This is a genomic window from Salibaculum griseiflavum, assembly GCF_003129565.1.
In the GTDB taxonomy this organism is placed as follows: domain Bacteria; phylum Pseudomonadota; class Alphaproteobacteria; order Rhodobacterales; family Rhodobacteraceae; genus Salibaculum; species Salibaculum griseiflavum.
The window spans coordinates 165924-181614 of sequence record NZ_QETF01000006.1 but is presented as its reverse complement, the minus strand read 5'-3'; the positions used below and the strand labels follow the sequence as shown (position 1 = coordinate 181614).

The 15691-nt window shown below is 64.4% G+C and carries 15 protein-coding genes; 7 read left to right on the top strand and 8 right to left on the bottom strand.

Annotated elements, in window-relative coordinates; all coding sequences use genetic code 11:
• Positions 1–433: 433 nt before the first annotated feature.
• Positions 434–754, top strand: coding sequence for a hypothetical protein (locus DFK10_RS07955; RefSeq protein ID WP_109388390.1), 321 nt, complete (start codon positions 434–436; stop codon positions 752–754).
• Here the strand turns inward: DFK10_RS07955 and DFK10_RS07950 are convergent.
• The gene (locus tag DFK10_RS07950) at positions 751–1248 is read right to left on the bottom strand and encodes an autoinducer binding domain-containing protein (RefSeq protein WP_109388388.1); all 498 of its coding nucleotides are present in this window, start codon (positions 1246–1248) and stop codon (positions 751–753) included. The genes DFK10_RS07955 and DFK10_RS07950 overlap by 4 nt on opposite strands.
• Before the next feature lie 92 nt (positions 1249–1340).
• Here DFK10_RS07950 and DFK10_RS07945 point away from each other — a divergent pair, with 92 nt between their 5' ends.
• Together DFK10_RS07945 and DFK10_RS07940 are read left to right on the top strand one after the other, a co-directional pair.
• Positions 1341–1994, top strand: a complete 654-nt coding sequence (locus DFK10_RS07945; RefSeq protein WP_146193246.1) for a helix-turn-helix transcriptional regulator — start codon at positions 1341–1343, stop codon at positions 1992–1994.
• 174 nt (positions 1995–2168) lie between these two features.
• Complete coding sequence (locus DFK10_RS07940; protein ID WP_217810098.1) at positions 2169–2768, top strand: acyl-homoserine-lactone synthase; 600 nt, start codon at positions 2169–2171, stop codon at positions 2766–2768.
• Between the two features lie 133 nt (positions 2769–2901).
• Here the strand turns inward: DFK10_RS07940 and msrB are convergent, their stop codons facing one another.
• The 4 genes from msrB to DFK10_RS07920 all read right to left on the bottom strand — a co-directional run bounded on the left by msrB (position 2902) and on the right by DFK10_RS07920 (position 5439).
• Positions 2902–3378, bottom strand: coding sequence for a peptide-methionine (R)-S-oxide reductase MsrB (msrB, locus tag DFK10_RS07935; RefSeq protein WP_109388382.1), 477 nt, complete (start codon positions 3376–3378; stop codon positions 2902–2904).
• Between the two features lie 125 nt (positions 3379–3503).
• The gene (locus DFK10_RS07930; protein WP_109388381.1) at positions 3504–4076 is read right to left on the bottom strand and encodes a fasciclin domain-containing protein; all 573 of its coding nucleotides are present in this window, start codon (positions 4074–4076) and stop codon (positions 3504–3506) included.
• Positions 4077–4189: 113 nt separating this feature from the next.
• On the bottom strand, positions 4190–4882 hold the full coding sequence (locus DFK10_RS07925; RefSeq protein WP_109388379.1) for an anti-sigma factor: 693 nt from the start codon (positions 4880–4882) through the stop codon (positions 4190–4192).
• Positions 4879–5439 (bottom strand): sigma-70 family RNA polymerase sigma factor, encoded by a 561-nt coding sequence (locus DFK10_RS07920; protein WP_109388448.1) that lies wholly within the window; start codon positions 5437–5439, stop codon positions 4879–4881. Before DFK10_RS07920 ends, DFK10_RS07925 begins: the two co-directional genes overlap by 4 nt.
• A gap of 116 nt (positions 5440–5555) precedes the next feature.
• Between DFK10_RS07920 and cobS the strand changes: the two genes are divergently transcribed.
• From cobS to DFK10_RS07900, 4 genes are all read left to right on the top strand, one after another.
• Positions 5556–6545 carry a cobaltochelatase subunit CobS gene (gene cobS, locus DFK10_RS07915; protein WP_109388376.1) on the top strand — a complete coding sequence of 330 codons (990 nt, stop codon included), beginning with the start codon at positions 5556–5558 and terminating at the stop codon, positions 6543–6545.
• Between the two features lie 64 nt (positions 6546–6609).
• On the top strand, positions 6610–8487 hold the full coding sequence (gene cobT / locus DFK10_RS07910) for a cobaltochelatase subunit CobT (protein WP_109388374.1): 1878 nt from the start codon (positions 6610–6612) through the stop codon (positions 8485–8487).
• An 83-nt stretch (positions 8488–8570) separates the two neighbouring features.
• Positions 8571–10373 carry an aminopeptidase P family protein gene (locus DFK10_RS07905; RefSeq protein ID WP_109388372.1) on the top strand — a complete coding sequence of 601 codons (1803 nt, stop codon included), beginning with the start codon at positions 8571–8573 and terminating at the stop codon, positions 10371–10373.
• Between the two features lie 92 nt (positions 10374–10465).
• Positions 10466–10807, top strand: coding sequence for a DUF427 domain-containing protein (locus tag DFK10_RS07900; protein WP_109388370.1), 342 nt, complete (start codon positions 10466–10468; stop codon positions 10805–10807).
• A 4-nt stretch (positions 10808–10811) separates the two neighbouring features.
• Here the strand turns inward: DFK10_RS07900 and DFK10_RS07895 are convergent, their stop codons facing one another.
• The 3 genes from DFK10_RS07895 to recN all read right to left on the bottom strand — a co-directional run bounded on the left by DFK10_RS07895 (position 10812) and on the right by recN (position 15684).
• Complete coding sequence (locus DFK10_RS07895; RefSeq protein WP_109388368.1) at positions 10812–11861, bottom strand: hypothetical protein; 1050 nt, start codon at positions 11859–11861, stop codon at positions 10812–10814.
• A gap of 38 nt (positions 11862–11899) precedes the next feature.
• Entirely contained in the window at positions 11900–13588 is a 1689-nt protein-coding gene (locus DFK10_RS07890; protein ID WP_109388366.1) for a chloride channel protein, read from the bottom strand.
• 443 nt (positions 13589–14031) lie between these two features.
• On the bottom strand, positions 14032–15684 hold the full coding sequence (recN, locus tag DFK10_RS07885) for a DNA repair protein RecN (RefSeq protein ID WP_109388364.1): 1653 nt from the start codon (positions 15682–15684) through the stop codon (positions 14032–14034).
• Between the last annotated feature and the right edge of the window lie 7 nt (positions 15685–15691).

Genomic DNA, 15691 nt, shown 5'->3' with positions numbered 1-15691 from the left:
GGTCAACTTTACGGTTCCTTGCCTGACCGGATTCTTCAGCCACAGTAAGAAGCTGGCACCAATACCGTCCGGTGAGCCGAAATTAGTGAAATGCGGTGAACATTCCGACATGAACAATGGTCCGCAGGCGCTTGGGGCTCTCGGACAATCTCACCAAACAACCCGGTTTGACGCGACTTCATGGACAATCACCGATGAGCCGAAGTTGGGATTCGGCCTTTCATCCGGGGGCTAGCGCAGCCGATACGCGCCTCCGCCCGGTGCGAGCGTTTTGGCTCGCAAAGCATCCAACGCTGCAGGGCAAAAATGACTGACGAGGACATGGCACGCCCCCCGAGGCGGATCACCAAGAAACCGCAGCTACGCCCAATGTTGGTCCCATTCTGGCCACGCAATGCGGCAATTCTCAGGATGAATTTCTGGATGTCTTGCGATGCTTACCATTCTCCACGATCAACACGAAATCGACGGCCGAACTGTCGAAATTGCCACCTGTGAAGGCTTTACCATGATTGCCCCGCGCCGGGCGACCTGCGAACTCGCGCAAACCCTGATCAAGAATGGGTTCGGTTCGACAGAGGCCGTCCGCATCGTGCGTGCCGACCCTTATCTTTTCGGTCCACCACACCGGGTCGAAGGCTTGAGCCTTTCCACCGCTACCATACTTGACGTTTTCGGTGATCTTGACGACTCTGACCCAAAGGTTGGCTTCAACCTTGTAACGAGTACGACGGTCGACCCGGACGAAAGCTAGAGACCATGAAGACCGGTGTGGGAAATGGACGCGGCGAGACGCTTGACCTTGTGGTCGTCGGCGGAGTCCGGTTCGATGTCACCCGTCAGATCGTGCATCTGGCGCAGCCGGTCCGAAAGGTGTTTGATATCCGCCTCGCTGAAATCCCTCTCGGTCGCCGCAAAACTCCCCAGCGACCTCGCGTCATCGCTCGCAACAGAAATCGACACGCCGTAGCGAAGTCCGAAGTCCGCCGCGGCGTCGATAACATGACCCGGATCATTGGCGCGCAGGTCGGACCAGCGAATCCAACCGGTATTCTCAAGGCCCCAGCGCACCGTCGGGTCATGCAGGATCAGTCCCTTCTCGGAGTATTCATCCATCCATTCCTTCGAGTAGGTCTGGAAAATGTATTTCGAGGTGGTGAAGCTGAGGTGCAGGCCGATGGCAAACCCTGCAGGGCTCAAGTCCGACAGTCCTTCGAACAAGCCCGCGAGTTCATCGCTTCGATCCATGTCTGTTCTCCCAGGTCGGCAGCTCCGCGCGCATTGGATTCGAGCCACTCACGATTTCTATCCCAAAATAAGGCTAGCCCAATCCTTAACCCTTGCGCAACATTACCAAAGGCAAGGGGGATGTTGCATTGACTGAATTCGAAGACCGTCTCAAGGACTATGCCTTCTCCGATATTGCCAATGCTGGATTCTACATCGCCTTCCGGCTTGAATTCCTTCTACCGGAATTCGAACACAATAGCATGCCTCGGCCGTGGATCCACAAGTACACGCAGCAAGGCCTGCTGATGTTCGACCCGGTCCTGCGCTGGATCTACAGCAATACGGGCACCATACGCTGGAGCGAGATCACCATCCCGGATCCGCAAGCGATCCTGATCGAAGCCGCTGCGTATGACCTGAACTACGGGACAGCGATTTCTCTACGCGACCAGGACGACACCAACGTCCGCAGCTTTGGCAATTTCTGCCGCTCGGATCGCGAAATGACAGACCAGGAAATCACAACGCTTCGACGCGAAATGGAACTCTTGTTCGCCGATCTGACCGCCCCAGACGACGTGACCGCCGCCGAGATCGAGGTTCTGGCCGCAATCAGGAGCGGTCAGCTGATCAAGGAGATTGCACACTCCCTGGGGATTACTGAAGGCGCCGTGAAACAGCGAATTCGCAATGCAAAAGACAAGCTGGGTGCAAGAACGACACCGCACGCGGTGTCGATCGCGTCGAGCTATGGCCTGATCTGACCCCCGTGTCGTCGGTGCATCACTGGCCGTTCCAGTCACTCTCTGTGGAAAACTTTAGTTATAGTTCTGGCTCGCCTGCAGTTTAACTGGAGGAAAAAAACGAGGCAGCAGTTGCGAAACATCACGTTCGACATGTCGGACATGCATAAGCATGGCTCGGCATTTTATAGCTTCTTGAAGCTCAGAAAGTCGTTCTTCGTCGACGGTCTTGGGTGGCACATACCCAATGACGGTGTTGCCGAGATGGACCAGTACGACACGCCCTATGCGCATTACTCCCTCGTCGTCGATGAGGGGACGGTCATTGCCGGTGCGCGGTGTGTGCCGACCACAGTGTCCTGGGGCAGCTATACGAACATGCTGAACGACTCCGCGAGGGGCCTGCTGGAGGGCATCCCGGAAACGCTTTTCGACCCCTCCCTTTGTGGACCGGAAACATGGGAAGGCACACGTCTGGTCATTTCCGACACGGTGACGTCCAGGCTTGGGCGGTTGCAGTGCCTTGCCCTGACGATCGACGGCCTTGTCCGGATCCTTCAGGCGCATGGGGCGAAAACCTTTCTCACGCTTTCCCCGGTCGCGCTGCAACGCACCGCGGGCCTGGTCGGGCTGCAGGCTCAACAGGCAAGTGTGTCCTGTCACTGTCGGGACGATGGCCGGGAATACGCGGTTTTTCGGTGCAAGGCAGAGCGGGCCCTCAACCGCCTGGCACAACTGGGGATCGACGCCGAGACGCACGAAGTTCACGAAGGTGACGTCAGCAAGGCCGTTTAGGACCACACGCCGCCTTCAGATGCTGAGCGGCGGAGACCGGACGGCTTTGCGACATTTCGCTTTCACAACGGGAAGGCGAATGCGCCAAACCTATTCGGATCGGCATACCGTCTTCGCGAACGCCCGGCCCCCCTCAGGCGGGGCGGAACACAAGGCTGACCCCGTTGATACAATGGCGCTTGCCGGTCGGGTCGGGACCATCGTCGAAAATATGGCCCAGATGGCTGCCGCAACGGTCGCAATGGCATTCCGTGCGCACCACCAGCAGCTTGCGGTCGGGCTTGGTTTCGATGGCATTGGGCAGGGCCTGCCAGAAGCTGGGCCAGCCGGTGCCGCTGTCGAACTTGTGTTCGCTGGAATAGAGCGCCTGGTCGCAACCGCGGCAATGGTAGAGACCCGGGGCGTAGTTGGCGTCCACCGGGCTGGTGAAGGCGCGCTCTGTGCCCTCTTCGCGCATGACGCGGTATTCAAGGTCGGTCAGCATCTCGCGCCACTCGGCCTCGGTGCGGGTGACTTCGAAATCGCCTTCGGCGGCGGCAACCCGCTTGCCGAACAGGGCGACTGCCAGTGGCGAGGCCAGGGCCAGCATGGAAAAATCTCGGCGGTTCATCTTGATCCCTCCTTTGGGAATGTCCCGTCAACATAATGGATGCGCCACGCCGATGGGACCTTGGATCGGCGTGGCGCACGGGCTTGTGACCGGTGGAGAGTCAGGGGTCCCCGGCCATGGGCCCGTTACTGCTGAGGCAGCAGCACGCGGTCGATCACGTGGATCACACCGTTGGACTGATCCACATCGGCGATGGTCACGGTCGCTTCACGGCCGTTTTCGTCGGTCAGGGTGATCTCGTCCCCCGACATTTCAGCCATCAATGTGCAGCCGCCCAGCGTTTCTACCGGGTGGGCCCCGCCATCATCCGCGATCATGCCCATGATCGCATCCGAAAACGCCTCGGCCCCCACAACGTGACAGGTCAGGATCTGGGTCAGCTGGGCCTTGTTCTCGGGCTGCAGCAGAGCGTTGAGCGACTCATCGGCGATCATGCCGAACGCGTCATCGGTAGGCGCGAACACGGTGAACGGCCCCGGCCCCTGCAAGGTTTCCACAAGGTCCGCCGCCTGCACTGCCGCGACCAGCGTGGTGTGGATGGGAGAGTTCACCGCGTTCTCGATGATGTTCATATCGGCCATCATGGGCGCGCCGCCCACCGTGGGGTTGTCACTCATTTCGTGAGCTTCGCCCCAGGCCATCGACGCGGTTGCGAGAACAAGCGACGCGGTGGCGGAAAGAATGGATGTCTTGGACATGGGTGGTCCTCCTCGATGTTGTCTAACCCGGCAGGATTGCCGGAGATGTGAGGAACCACGCGGCAGACCGCAGGAAAGTTTCAGGGAGTTTCGAAAAAAATCCGCCCAGGTGGTCACAGGGCCGTGATCGGCCCCACGGCAAGCACCTCGCCGGTGGGCGCGCCGGTCGGCGATCCGCCGGCGGGTTCATCAGAAATAGCCAGCGCCGCCCCCGTCGCCAGTTGCGGGCGCAAGCTGCGCGGCACCGTCACGGCAGCGATGCGATCCTCGGGCATCACGCCCAGCGACACCGGCGCGCTGCCCTCGGGGATCAGCCACAGCTCCAGCGCACGATCCGGGCGCGGGCCACCGGCGCGTCGCTCGATGACGAGATCGCCGGTTTCTTCCAGGTAGGCCGCGGCAACCACAAGCTCGGCATCCTCGGAAGCCAGTTCCGCCTGATAGGTCGGAACCGGCGCGGAGCCGGTGTCGATCAGACCGAATTCCACCGCAATCAGCACCAGCACGGCGGCCGCGGCCGCCCCCACCACCGAGGGGATCAGACCGATCCGCTGCCACCACCGGCGATCCTGTTCCCCGAAGAGATCGTGCCGAAGCCCCGCCAGCACACGCGGAGGCGGCGCAACAGGCTCAACCTCATCCGCGATACCGGCCAACTCGATCTCCCAGGCATGAACCAGCTCGGCGAAACCCGGTTCCTCGGCAAGCCGCCCCTCGGCCAGCTGTAGTTCAGGCCCGTCCAGCAGGCCCAGAGCATATTCCGCGGCCAGCACCGAGTCGTCGTCATATGTGGTCTGGTCGCTCATCGGGACAGGCAGTCTCTCAGTTTCAACAGGCTGCGTCGCAGCCAGGTTCGCATCGTATTCAGCGGCACGCCGAAATGACGCGCCAGATCGGCATAGCTGTCACCGTCCAGGTAGGCGCGGCGCACGGCTTGGGCCCGGTCGTCGGGCAATTCCTCGAAACATCTTAGCACCTGGGCGCGCAAATCACCCGCCATCGCCACCGCTTCGGGGCCGGGCGCGTCATCGGGCAACTCTGCCAGAAGGTCGGTTCCGTCGTCGCGGGTGCTCGCTTCGGTGGCGGGCTTGCGCGCGCGCAGCTTGTCGATGGCGCGGTTTCGGGCGATGGCGATCATCCAGCTCATCGGGCTGGCTGCCCCCGGCCGGAACCGCACGGCGGCATCCCAGATGCGCAGATAGACCTCTTGCAGGGTGTCCTCGGCTTCGGTTTCGTTCTTCAAGACACGCAGGCAGACGCCGAAGAGTTTCGCCGATGTCGCTTGATACAACGCCTCGAACGCGTCCCGGTCCCCAAGGCCCGTGCGTGCCAGCATATTCTCAAGATCGGCTCGATCGGTCATTGACCCCATCAAGACCAAGCGCGCCCACGGGTGCAACCCATTTCCCCACCGGCCCCTTGCAGGCCCCCGCGATATGGTGCATCCCCGCAGGGTGATTTTCGAAAGAGGCAGACCCGATGGCTGACGGCACGCTTGATCCCATGAGCAAACCGACCGAGGAGATCTCGGTGCGCGATGTGTTCGGCATCGACAGCGACATGAAGGTGAAGGGCTTCGCAGAGGCCAGCGACCGCGTGCCCGACATCGACAGCACCTACAAGTTCGATCCTGACACGACATTGGCGATTCTGGCCGGCTTTGGCTACAACCGCCGCGTGATGATCCAGGGCTATCACGGCACCGGGAAATCCACCCATATCGAACAGGTCGCCGCGCGCCTCAACTGGCCCGCCGTGCGTGTCAACCTCGACAGCCATATCAGCCGGATCGACCTGATCGGCAAGGACGCGATCAAGCTGCGCGACGGCAAGCAGGTCACCGAATTCCACGAAGGCATCCTGCCCTGGGCCCTGCGCAACCCCGTCGCCATCGTCTTCGACGAATACGATGCGGGCCGCGCCGACGTGATGTTCGTCATCCAGCGCGTGCTGGAACATGACGGCAAGCTGACCCTGCTCGACCAGAACGAGATCATCACGCCGAACCCGAATTTCCGCCTGTTCGCCACGGCGAACACCGTTGGCCTGGGCGACACGACCGGCCTCTACCACGGCACCCAGCAGATCAACCAGGCCCAGATGGACCGCTGGTCGCTGGTCACCACGCTGAACTACCTCAGCCACGATGCCGAGGCCGCCATCGTGCTGGGCAAATCGCCGCATTACAATTCCGAGAAGGGCCGCAAGATCGTCAGCCAGATGGTGACGGTCGCCGACCTGACCCGCACCGCCTTCATGAATGGCGACCTGTCCACGGTCATGTCCCCCCGGACGGTGCTGAACTGGGCCGAAAACGCCCGCATCTTCGGCGGCGACGTGGGCTATGCCTTCCGCGTGTCCTTCCTGAACAAGTGCGACGAACTGGAACGCCAGACCGTGGCGGAATTCTATCAGCGCTGCTTCGACGAGGAACTGCCCGAGAGCGCGGCATCGCTAAGCCTGGGGTAACAATGGCAGGGGCCCGTCGGCTGTCTGCTTGCCAGATTGCGCGATTGGCGCTTGGATAGAGTTGATGAAAAAGCCCAGCGACAACCCCGCCGATCCGTTCAAGAAGGCCCTGGCCGAGACCACCAAGGTCATGGCCGACGATCCGGACCTGGCCGTCAGTTTCACCGTGGACCCGCCGGGCGCCACGCGCGAAACCGTGCGCCTGCCGCAGGTCAGCCGCCGCATGACCCGCGAAGAGGTGCTGCTGGCGCGCGGCACCTCGGACGCCTATGCGCTGCATCACAAGTTCCACGACCCGGCGGTCGCCGCCCGCTACCTGCCGCAGGGGCAGATGGCGCGCGACCTCTACGAGTCGATGGAAAACGCACGGGTCGAGGCCGTGGGCGCGCGCCACATGCCCGGCACCGCCGGCAATATCGACGCCAAGATCGGCAACGAGGCCCTGCGCAAGGGCTATGACCAGATTCGCGACAAGTCCGAGGCACCGCTGGCCACTGCCGCCGGCTACCTGATCCGCCACCTTGCAACAGGCCGCGACCTGCCAGGTGGCGCCGCCAACGTGATGGAGCTGTGGCGCGGCTATATCGAGGAACAATGCGGCGAAACGCTCGACGACCTCGAAGCCTGCCTGCATGACCAGCAGGCCTTTGCCAAGTTCGCCCGCCAGCTGATCGACGACATGGGCTATGGTGACCAGCTCGGCGACGACCCTGACGACATCCCCCCCGAAGAGGAGGATGAGGAAACCGGCGAGGACGACGAGGACCAGCCCGAAAGCACCGGCGACGACGACAGCGATGACGGCGACGAGGCCGAGGCCCAGCCAGAGCAGAGCCAGGAAGAGACCCAGGACGCTTCGGAGGCGCAGGTCAACCTGGACGAGGATGCCAGCGACGAGCTGGAAGAGGAAATGGAACGCCCCGAGGGCGAGGCCCCGCTGGAGCCGCCCGCACCGCAGCCCATTTCCGACGCCGACCCGGACTACAAGGTCTTCAGCACCGACAATGACGAGGAGATCGGCGCCGAAGATCTGGCCGAGGCGGCCGAGCTGGAGCGCCTGCGCGCCTATCTCGACCAGCAGCTCGAACCGCTCAAGGGCGCGGTCAGCCGGCTGGCCAACAAGCTACAACGGCGGCTTCAGGCGCAACAGAACCGGTCCTGGTCCTTCGACCAGGACGAGGGCATCCTCGATGCCGGACGGCTGGCCCGCGTGGTGGCGAACCCGACCACGCCACTGTCCTTCAAGGTCGAACAGGATACCGAGTTCCGCGACACCGTCGTGACGCTTCTGTTGGACAATTCCGGCTCCATGCGGGGGCGTCCGATCTCCATTGCCGCGATCTGTGCCGATGTGCTGGCGCGCACGCTTGAGCGCTGCCAGGTCAAGGTCGAGATCCTTGGCTTTACCACCCGCGCCTGGAAAGGCGGGCTGAGCCGCGAGGGCTGGCTGGCCGATGGGCGCCCGCAGGCGCCGGGCCGCCTCAACGACTTGCGCCATATCATCTACAAACGCGCCGATGCGCCCTGGCGGCGGACACGCGAGAACCTCGGCTTGATGATGAAAGAGGGCCTTCTGAAGGAAAACATCGACGGCGAGGCGCTGGAATGGGCGCATCGGCGGCTTGAACGTCGGCCCGAGGCCCGCAAGATCCTGATGGTGATCTCTGACGGTGCCCCGGTCGATGACAGCACCCTGTCCGTGAACCCGGCCAATTACCTGGAAAAGCACCTGCGCGACGTGATCGCCATGGTGGAAAAGCGCCGCGCCGTGGAACTGACCGCCATCGGGATCGGTCATGACGTGACCCGCTACTACGACCGGGCGGTGACGATCACCGATGTGGAACAGCTGGCCGGGGCCATGACGGAACAGTTGGCCAGCCTGTTCGACAGCGACCCGCGCAAACGCGCCCGGGTCATGGGGATGCGCAAGGTCGCCTGACGCCGGCTTGCGCCCTGCCCCGCCGTGGCTCATGGTGCGGCGGATCGATTTTGAGTTTATTTGCCAAGATGAAGAGGGAGCCGATGTTCCAGTCTTTCGAGGCCAGTGCATCCCCTGACCAGGGGCCGCCGCGCCTGTCTGCCCTGCGTGACCAGATGACGAAGCGGGGGTTGGACGGGTTCCTCGTGCCGCGGGCCGATGCCCACCAGGGCGAATACGTGGCCCCCTGCGACGATCGCCTGTCCTGGCTGACCGGGTTCACCGGGTCCGCCGGGTTCTGCGCGGCCCTGCGCGACATCGCCGGCGTTTTCGTCGATGGCCGCTACCGGGTGCAGGTGCGCGACCAGGTGGCGCTGTCCGATTTCACGCCCGTCGACTGGCCGGAAACCCAGCTGGGGCCCTGGCTGTGCGAGCACCTGCCCGAGGGAAAGGTGGGATTCGATCCGTGGCTGCACACGGTGGACGAGGTCACAGCTTTGCGCGGGGCGCTTTCGGGCGCCGGGCTGGCGCTGGTGCCGACCGACAACCTTGTCGATGCGGTCTGGGAGGACCACCCGGCCCCGCCCGATGCGCCCTTCTTCGCCCATGACACCGCCCTGGCCGGGGAAAGTGCGGCCGACAAGCGGGCGCGGCTGGCCCGAGAACTGCACAAGGCAGGGCACCGTGTCGCGGTGCTGACCCTGCCCGATTCCATTGGCTGGCTGCTGAATATCCGCGGCGCGGATATCCCGCGCAACCCGGTCCCGCAAAGCTTTGCCCTGCTTTTCGATGATGGCCATTGTCAGCTGTTCGCGCGGCCCGGCAAGGCGGAGGCGCTGGCCGATCACCTCGGCCCGGATGTGGCAGTGCTGGGGCAAGAGGCCTTCCTCGCGGCCCTGACCGATCTGGACGGCCCGGTGCGGCTGGACCCGGCCAGTTGCCCGCAGATCGTGGCCGACACCCTGGCGGAAAACGGGGTGGCCGTGGCGCATGACCAAGACCCGTGCGTGTTGCCCAAGGCCATCAAGACCCCGACCGAGATCGCCGGCACCACCGAGGCGCATCTGCGCGACGGGGCGGCCATGTGCCGGTTCCTGCACTGGCTGGACGAGACTGCCCCCAAGGGCACATTGACGGAAATCGACGTGGCCCGCGCGCTGGAAGGGTTCCGCCGCGACACAAACGCCCTGCGCGATATTTCCTTCGACACGATTTGCGGCGCGGGGCCCCATGGCGCCATTGTCCACTATCGCGTGACCGAGGCCACCAACCGCCCTGTCACACCGGGCGACCTGCTGCTGATCGATTCGGGGGGGCAATACCTCGACGGGACCACGGACATCACCCGCACGATGGCGACCGGACCCGTGGGTGACGAGGAAAAGGCCTGTTTCACCCGTGTCCTGCAGGGCATGATCGCGCTGAGCCGGGCGCGCTTTCCCACGGGGATCGCCGGGCGCGACCTGGACAGCATCGCGCGCTATCCGCTGTGGCTGGCGGGTCTGGATTACGGCCACGGCACGGGGCATGGCGTTGGCGTCTACATGTGCGTGCATGAAGGGCCGCAGGGCTTTACCCGCGCCCCGTCACGCGGCCATGTCCCGCTGCAGCCAGGCATGATCCTGTCGAACGAGCCGGGGTATTACCGCGAAGGCGCGTTCGGTATCCGCCTCGAGAACCTTGTGGTGGTGCAGGAAGCCCCCGCTCTGGGCGATAATCGCCCGATGCTGTGCTTCGATACACTGACCTGGGTGCCCCTCGACCGGCGCCTGATCGAGGTTTCCATGCTGACCGAGGCGGAACGGCTCTGGATTGATCGTTACCACGCGGATACAGTGGCGAGGATCGGCCCGCGTCTGGATGGGCCAGCGCTGGATTGGCTCGAGGCCGCCTGCGCACCGCTGTGACCTTGGCCCGCTGACACAGGGCTGTCACACCCCGTGGGGTAGATACCCCGCGCAAGCTGAAGAACTGACCGCCGCCGAAAGGGAGACCGAAGATGGCAGACCATATCAAGATCCGGCCTGCGACAGGCACCTGGGTTGTCCGCGCCGGTGGCGCCGTTTTGGGCGAAAGCAACCGGGCGCTGGAACTGACCGAGGGCGATTACCCGCCCGTCATCTATTTCCCGCGCGACGATATCTCGATGGTGTTCCTGGACCCCTCCGAGGCCACCACCACCTGCCCCTACAAGGGCCAGGCCCGCTATTACGACATCGTCGCCAAGTCGGGCACGATCAAGGATGCCGCCTGGTCCTACGAGGACCCCAAACCCGAGGTGGCCGAGATCGACGGTTACCTGGCCTTCTACACCACGAAGGTCACTGTCGAAGAGGTCTGAGCGCCTATTCGGCCGTCAGGGTCGGCAGGTCGCCGTAAAGGTAGATAAGGCCCAGAAGGTCCGCCGCCTCGTTCGCGAATTCCGTTTCATCAGCCAGATCGAGCGATAGTGTGACGACATCCAGCGGGCCCCCGGTATGGGGCGTAACAGTCGGCACGGCTCCGGTGAGCGTCGCATAGGTCTTCTGGTGGCCCGGTGATGCCCGGCCGGTCCAGTTCTCCTCGATGCGCCGCGCGAAATCATCGGCTGCCGTGCCTTCGGGCACCACCAGTCCCATGATACCGGCATCGGCGCCGCCGCGCACCGCATCGGCCAGAAGCAAGGCCGGGCTGCCCCACTGGTCGCCCAAGCCCGGAAAAACACGGACGGAGACCAGCGCATCGACCGCCAAGGTATCGAGTGCAGCAAGCAGGCTCTGGGCCTGCGGCACCTCGGACAGGCGGGGGCCCTCCTCCGGCGACAGGGCGGCCTCGATCTGCGGCCAGGCCGGCGCATAGATCACCTGGCCCGGCGTGATCGCGATCCGGCCGCTGCGCCCGGTCCTCCCACCGAAGGGATTGGAGCGGTCGAGGAACGCCATGTCCATACCGTTATCCGGCCCGCGCGCCCATACCGGTTGCGACAGGCGGTCCCGGTCCAGCGCATAGGCATGGCCCGGCAGTGCCGCCGCCATGTCCGTTTCGGCGCCCGGGTCGATCCCGAAAACCATGATCTCACCTGTGGGGCCGCGCAGGAACAGGGTTTGCGTCACCGCATCCGGGGCCAGCCCGGTGCTGGCCTCCATGTCGCGAAACAGGGTCAGACCGAGTTCGGCAAGATCACCCGGCAGACCGCGCCCGAAGGCTGCCAGCGCGGCTGTCTCGGGCGACGCCCCGTTGCCCAGGGCCACGGGGCCGAAAGCACGCGGATCGCCCCATTCGATCACCTCGACGGTGTCGCCAAACGCATCGGCGGGAATTTCCGCCAGAAGCGCCCGTATCCTTTCGGTGGGCGCGTCGGCCCAGAGCGGAGTTGCAAGGACAAGCGAAGCGAGAAAACTGCGTATAATCATCATGATGCTTATGCAGCATGCAACCGGGGCGCGAATTTGACCTAACGGTGTTCTTCTTCGGCCGTTGCCGCCAGCGCCCGGTTGAAGGCGCGCAGCGCATCCACCTGGAACAGGGCCCCGCGCAATTCCGGCGGGCCATCCCCGGTCCCCGCGCGGACCACGGGGATGAAATTGCTGTTCGATGCTTCGAGGATCGGCATGGCCTGGTCCAGGGTCTTGCCTTCGGCCACGTAGGTGCCTTCGTTGATCAGCCGGGCACAGGCCTCGGCATCTGCGGCCTTCGGATGGTCCATCGACCGCATCACGCTGGTGACCTGGAAGGTGGACAGCAGATAGGCCTGAGGCCCCGCGGCCAGGTGCACGCCGCGCTGTTCCAGCTGGGTCAGGAAGAAAGACCTGTCGACGATCCGCGCTGCCACCGCCGAGGACAGCGACACCGTCACCATGACCGCCAGCCCGGTCTGCCAGTCCCCTGTCAGTTCGAATACGATCAGCGTGGTCGAAATCGGCGCCCCAAGGACCGCCGCCGCGACCCCGCCCATTCCGGCCAGCGCATAGAGCGCCGCAGACCCCGAGACATCCGGGAAGATGGCCGTCGCGACGATGCCAAAGGCCAGCCCGGTCATGGCCCCCACCATGAGTGAGGGCGAGAAGACCCCGCCGCCCATCCGCCCGCCAAAGGTGATGGCCACGGCGATCACCTTGACGATGGTGAAGACCACGGCTTCGTGGAACAGCAGGCGACCCGTCAGCGCGTCCGAGGTGGTTTCATAACCAACCCCGATGATATGCGGGAAGACCACCGCGATCAGGCCGAGCAGCAGCCCCGCCACCGCCGGGCGCAGAACCGGATGCAGCCCGATGCGTTGCTGGTAATGGGTGGCCGCGCGGTCGGTCCAGAACAGGGTGCGCATGAAGATCACCGCGACCAGGCCGCATAGCAGGCCCAGCAGCATGTAGGCCGGCAATTCCACATAGAAGGCCAGCGCGTTCTGGCCGGGGATGTAGAATTCCGTCACGTCGCCAAAGGCCATGCGGCTGATCACCGTGCCCGCGACCGAGGCGATGACGATGGGCGCGAAGGCATGCAGCGCGAAATGGCGCAGCACCACTTCAAGGGCGAAGAGAGCGCCTGCGATCGGGGCGTTGAAGCTGGCCGAGACGGCGGCGGCCACGGCACAGCCCAGCAGGTCGCGCCCGGTGATCCCATCGACCTTGAGCCAGTTGTTGACCCCCGTCGCGATCAGCGCCGCGATATGCACCACCGGGCCTTCGCGGCCGGTCGAGCCACCGCTGGACAGCGTGATCAGCGAGGCCAGCGCCGAGCCGACCCCGCGTTTCACCTTGAGCCGCCCATCATAGAGCGCCGCACCCTCGATCACGTCGGACACCGAATGCACCCTCTGGTCACTGGTGGTGCGGTAGAGGATGAGGCCTACGACCAACCCGCCCACAACCGGGATGATGATCAGCCACCACCAGTCCAGCCCGGCAGCGAAACTGTGCAGAGCGGCCACATCATCGGTGCCGTAGAGTGTCGATTGCAACCAGTCGATGCCGAACCGGAAGGCGATCGCCGCCAGCCCTGACGCGATCCCCACGGCCAGGGCGATGAACCAGAACCGGACCTGCCCCATCCCGGAGGTGCACAACGTGTCCCAGCCCCGTCGGCAGGCGGTCACCGTGTCGGTGATCCCCTGTCGGATCGGCGATGTCGGACGCTCATCCATGCCCAAAGTCCCGGCTTTTCAACTGCCCGTGGCTGTCCCGGGGTCTGGATCGAGAAGGTTCCGAAGATACCCCATGACCCCGCCTACGCAGCTATCCATTCCGTCTTAGGCGATCGACTGCCGCTGTCCAAGCCCGATCTGGGGGCGCATGGTGCCTTGGACACCCTTCCGGCCGACGCCAGGGCTGTCGAGGACCTGCCGCGTCGGGTGGCCAAACGCGCTCTGAGCGCTGCCGGGACATCGTGAGCGGAGACCGTGGGATCGACATGGGCGCGCTGAGCTAAATGGCCGCCGAACACGGGCCGGGATGGGCGCAATCAAGCAGCGCCCGGACCCGGCCGGAATGACAAGCTCCGACAAGACGGCGCGGCAGGATTAACATTTTGCAATCTAAAACTGCCCTATTGCAGAATTCTGCCAATCAAAATTAGCCTTTCCCAACCTCAACCGGGAACGGCCGCCAAGAGGGCCCGCGCCGCCGCACGGGCCTCGTCGGTGATCGAGTCCCCGGACAGCATGCGGGCGATTTCATCCTCTCGCGCCACGTCATCCAACGCCGTGACGGTGGACAGGGTCGTCGCGGCCTCCTGCCGTTTCTCGACCCGCCAATGATGACCCCCAAGTGCCGCGACCTGCGGCGAATGGGTCACCACAAGCACCTGCCCGCCCCGTGACAGATCGGCCAGCCGCCGCCCCACCGCGTCCGCCGTGGCCCCGCCCACGCCGCGGTCGATTTCGTCGAAAATCAGGGTCAGGCCACCCGCATCGCGGGTCAGGCAAACCTTGAGCGCCAACAGGAAGCGTGACAATTCCCCGCCGGAAGCGATCTTGTTCAATGGGCCAGCGGGTGCGCCGGGGTTGGTGGCCACCTCGAAGGCCACGGCATCCACGCCCCCCGGACCCGGATCCGCAGGGCTAATCTGCGTGGCAAAGACCGCGCGTTCCATTTTGAGCGGCGCAAGTTCATTGGCCATCGCCGCATCCAACGCCTTGGCGGATTTGGTCCGAGCCTTGGACAGGGAAGCAGCAGCGGTGTCATAGGCCACCTGCGCCGCGTCCACCGCCTGTTCCAGCTCGGCAAGGTCCTCCGCCCCCCGATCCAGCGCCGCCAGCCGCCCGCGAAGGTCCTCGGCGAATTGGCTCAGCTCGTCAGGAGCGACGGAATGCTTGCGCGCCAGCCCGCGAATGGCGAAAAGCCGTTCCTCGATCTGCTCCAGCTCGGCGGGATTGAACGAGAGCGCCTCAAGACAGGCCTCGACCCCGGCCTGAGCCTCGCCCAACTCGGTCATCGCGCGATCAAGTGCGGCAAGCGGCTCCTCCAGCCGCCCCTCGGCCTTGTCGGCGGCCCCGTCCAGCCAGCGCAGGGCGTCACCCATCATTCCCTCGGCCCCATCCGACCCAAGTGCCTGGAATGCCTTGGAAATATCTTCGCCGATCTTCTCGGCGGCCTGCATGAGACGCCGCTTGGTATCCAACGCCTCGTCTTCGCCCGGCTCGGGGGCCAGCGAGTCCAGCTCGGACACGGAATGGCGCAGGAAGTCTTCTTCTTCGGACAGGGCTGCAACGCGGGTCCGGGCCGCATCCAGCGCCTTCTGGGCTTCTTTCAGGTCACGCCATGCCGCGCGGGTCTTGCCCAGGTCATGCGCTCCATAGGAATCCAGCAAGTCACGGTGCCCGCGCGGATTCAACAGGCCCCGGTCGTCATGCTGCCCGTGCAATTCCACGAGCGTATCCGACACCCGGCGAAGCACCTCACCCGAGGCCCGGCGGTCGTTGATCCAGGCCGTCTTGCGTCCGTCGCGAGTATTCACGCGGCGCAGGATCAGCTCTCCTTCATGGGCGATGCCGGCTTCGTCCAGAATCGCCGCGGCCGGATGCCCCGTCGGCAGGTCGAACACCGCCGTGACCTCGCCCTGGCCTGCCCCCTGGCGCACCAGTTCGGCCCGCCCGCGCCAGCCCAGAACGAATCCCAGACTGTCCAACAGGATGGATTTGCCCGCCCCGGTTTCGCCGGTCAGCACGTTCAGACCCGGCTGAAACTCAAGTGCCAGCCGGTCGATGATCAAGATGTCTCGAATATCGAGATGCCGGAGCATGCGTGGC

Coding starts and splice junctions, on each gene's coding strand:
- DFK10_RS07955 (WP_109388390.1), top strand. CDS start 434: ATGCTTACCATTCTCCACGATCAACACGAAATCGACGGCCGAACTGTC.
- DFK10_RS07950 (WP_109388388.1), bottom strand. CDS start 1,248: ATGGATCGAAGCGATGAACTCGCGGGCTTGTTCGAAGGACTGTCGGAC.
- msrB (WP_109388382.1), bottom strand. CDS start 3,378: ATGAACCGCCGAGATTTTTCCATGCTGGCCCTGGCCTCGCCACTGGCA.
- DFK10_RS07930 (WP_109388381.1), bottom strand. CDS start 4,076: ATGTCCAAGACATCCATTCTTTCCGCCACCGCGTCGCTTGTTCTCGCA.
- DFK10_RS07925 (WP_109388379.1), bottom strand. CDS start 4,882: ATGAGCGACCAGACCACATATGACGACGACTCGGTGCTGGCCGCGGAA.
- DFK10_RS07920 (WP_109388448.1), bottom strand. CDS start 5,439: ATGACCGATCGAGCCGATCTTGAGAATATGCTGGCACGCACGGGCCTT.
- cobS (WP_109388376.1), top strand. CDS start 5,556: ATGGCTGACGGCACGCTTGATCCCATGAGCAAACCGACCGAGGAGATC.
- cobT (WP_109388374.1), top strand. CDS start 6,610: ATGAAAAAGCCCAGCGACAACCCCGCCGATCCGTTCAAGAAGGCCCTG.
- DFK10_RS07905 (WP_109388372.1), top strand. CDS start 8,571: ATGTTCCAGTCTTTCGAGGCCAGTGCATCCCCTGACCAGGGGCCGCCG.
- DFK10_RS07900 (WP_109388370.1), top strand. CDS start 10,466: ATGGCAGACCATATCAAGATCCGGCCTGCGACAGGCACCTGGGTTGTC.
- DFK10_RS07895 (WP_109388368.1), bottom strand. CDS start 11,861: ATGATGATTATACGCAGTTTTCTCGCTTCGCTTGTCCTTGCAACTCCG.
- DFK10_RS07890 (WP_109388366.1), bottom strand. CDS start 13,588: ATGGATGAGCGTCCGACATCGCCGATCCGACAGGGGATCACCGACACG.
- recN (WP_109388364.1), bottom strand. CDS start 15,684: ATGCTCCGGCATCTCGATATTCGAGACATCTTGATCATCGACCGGCTG.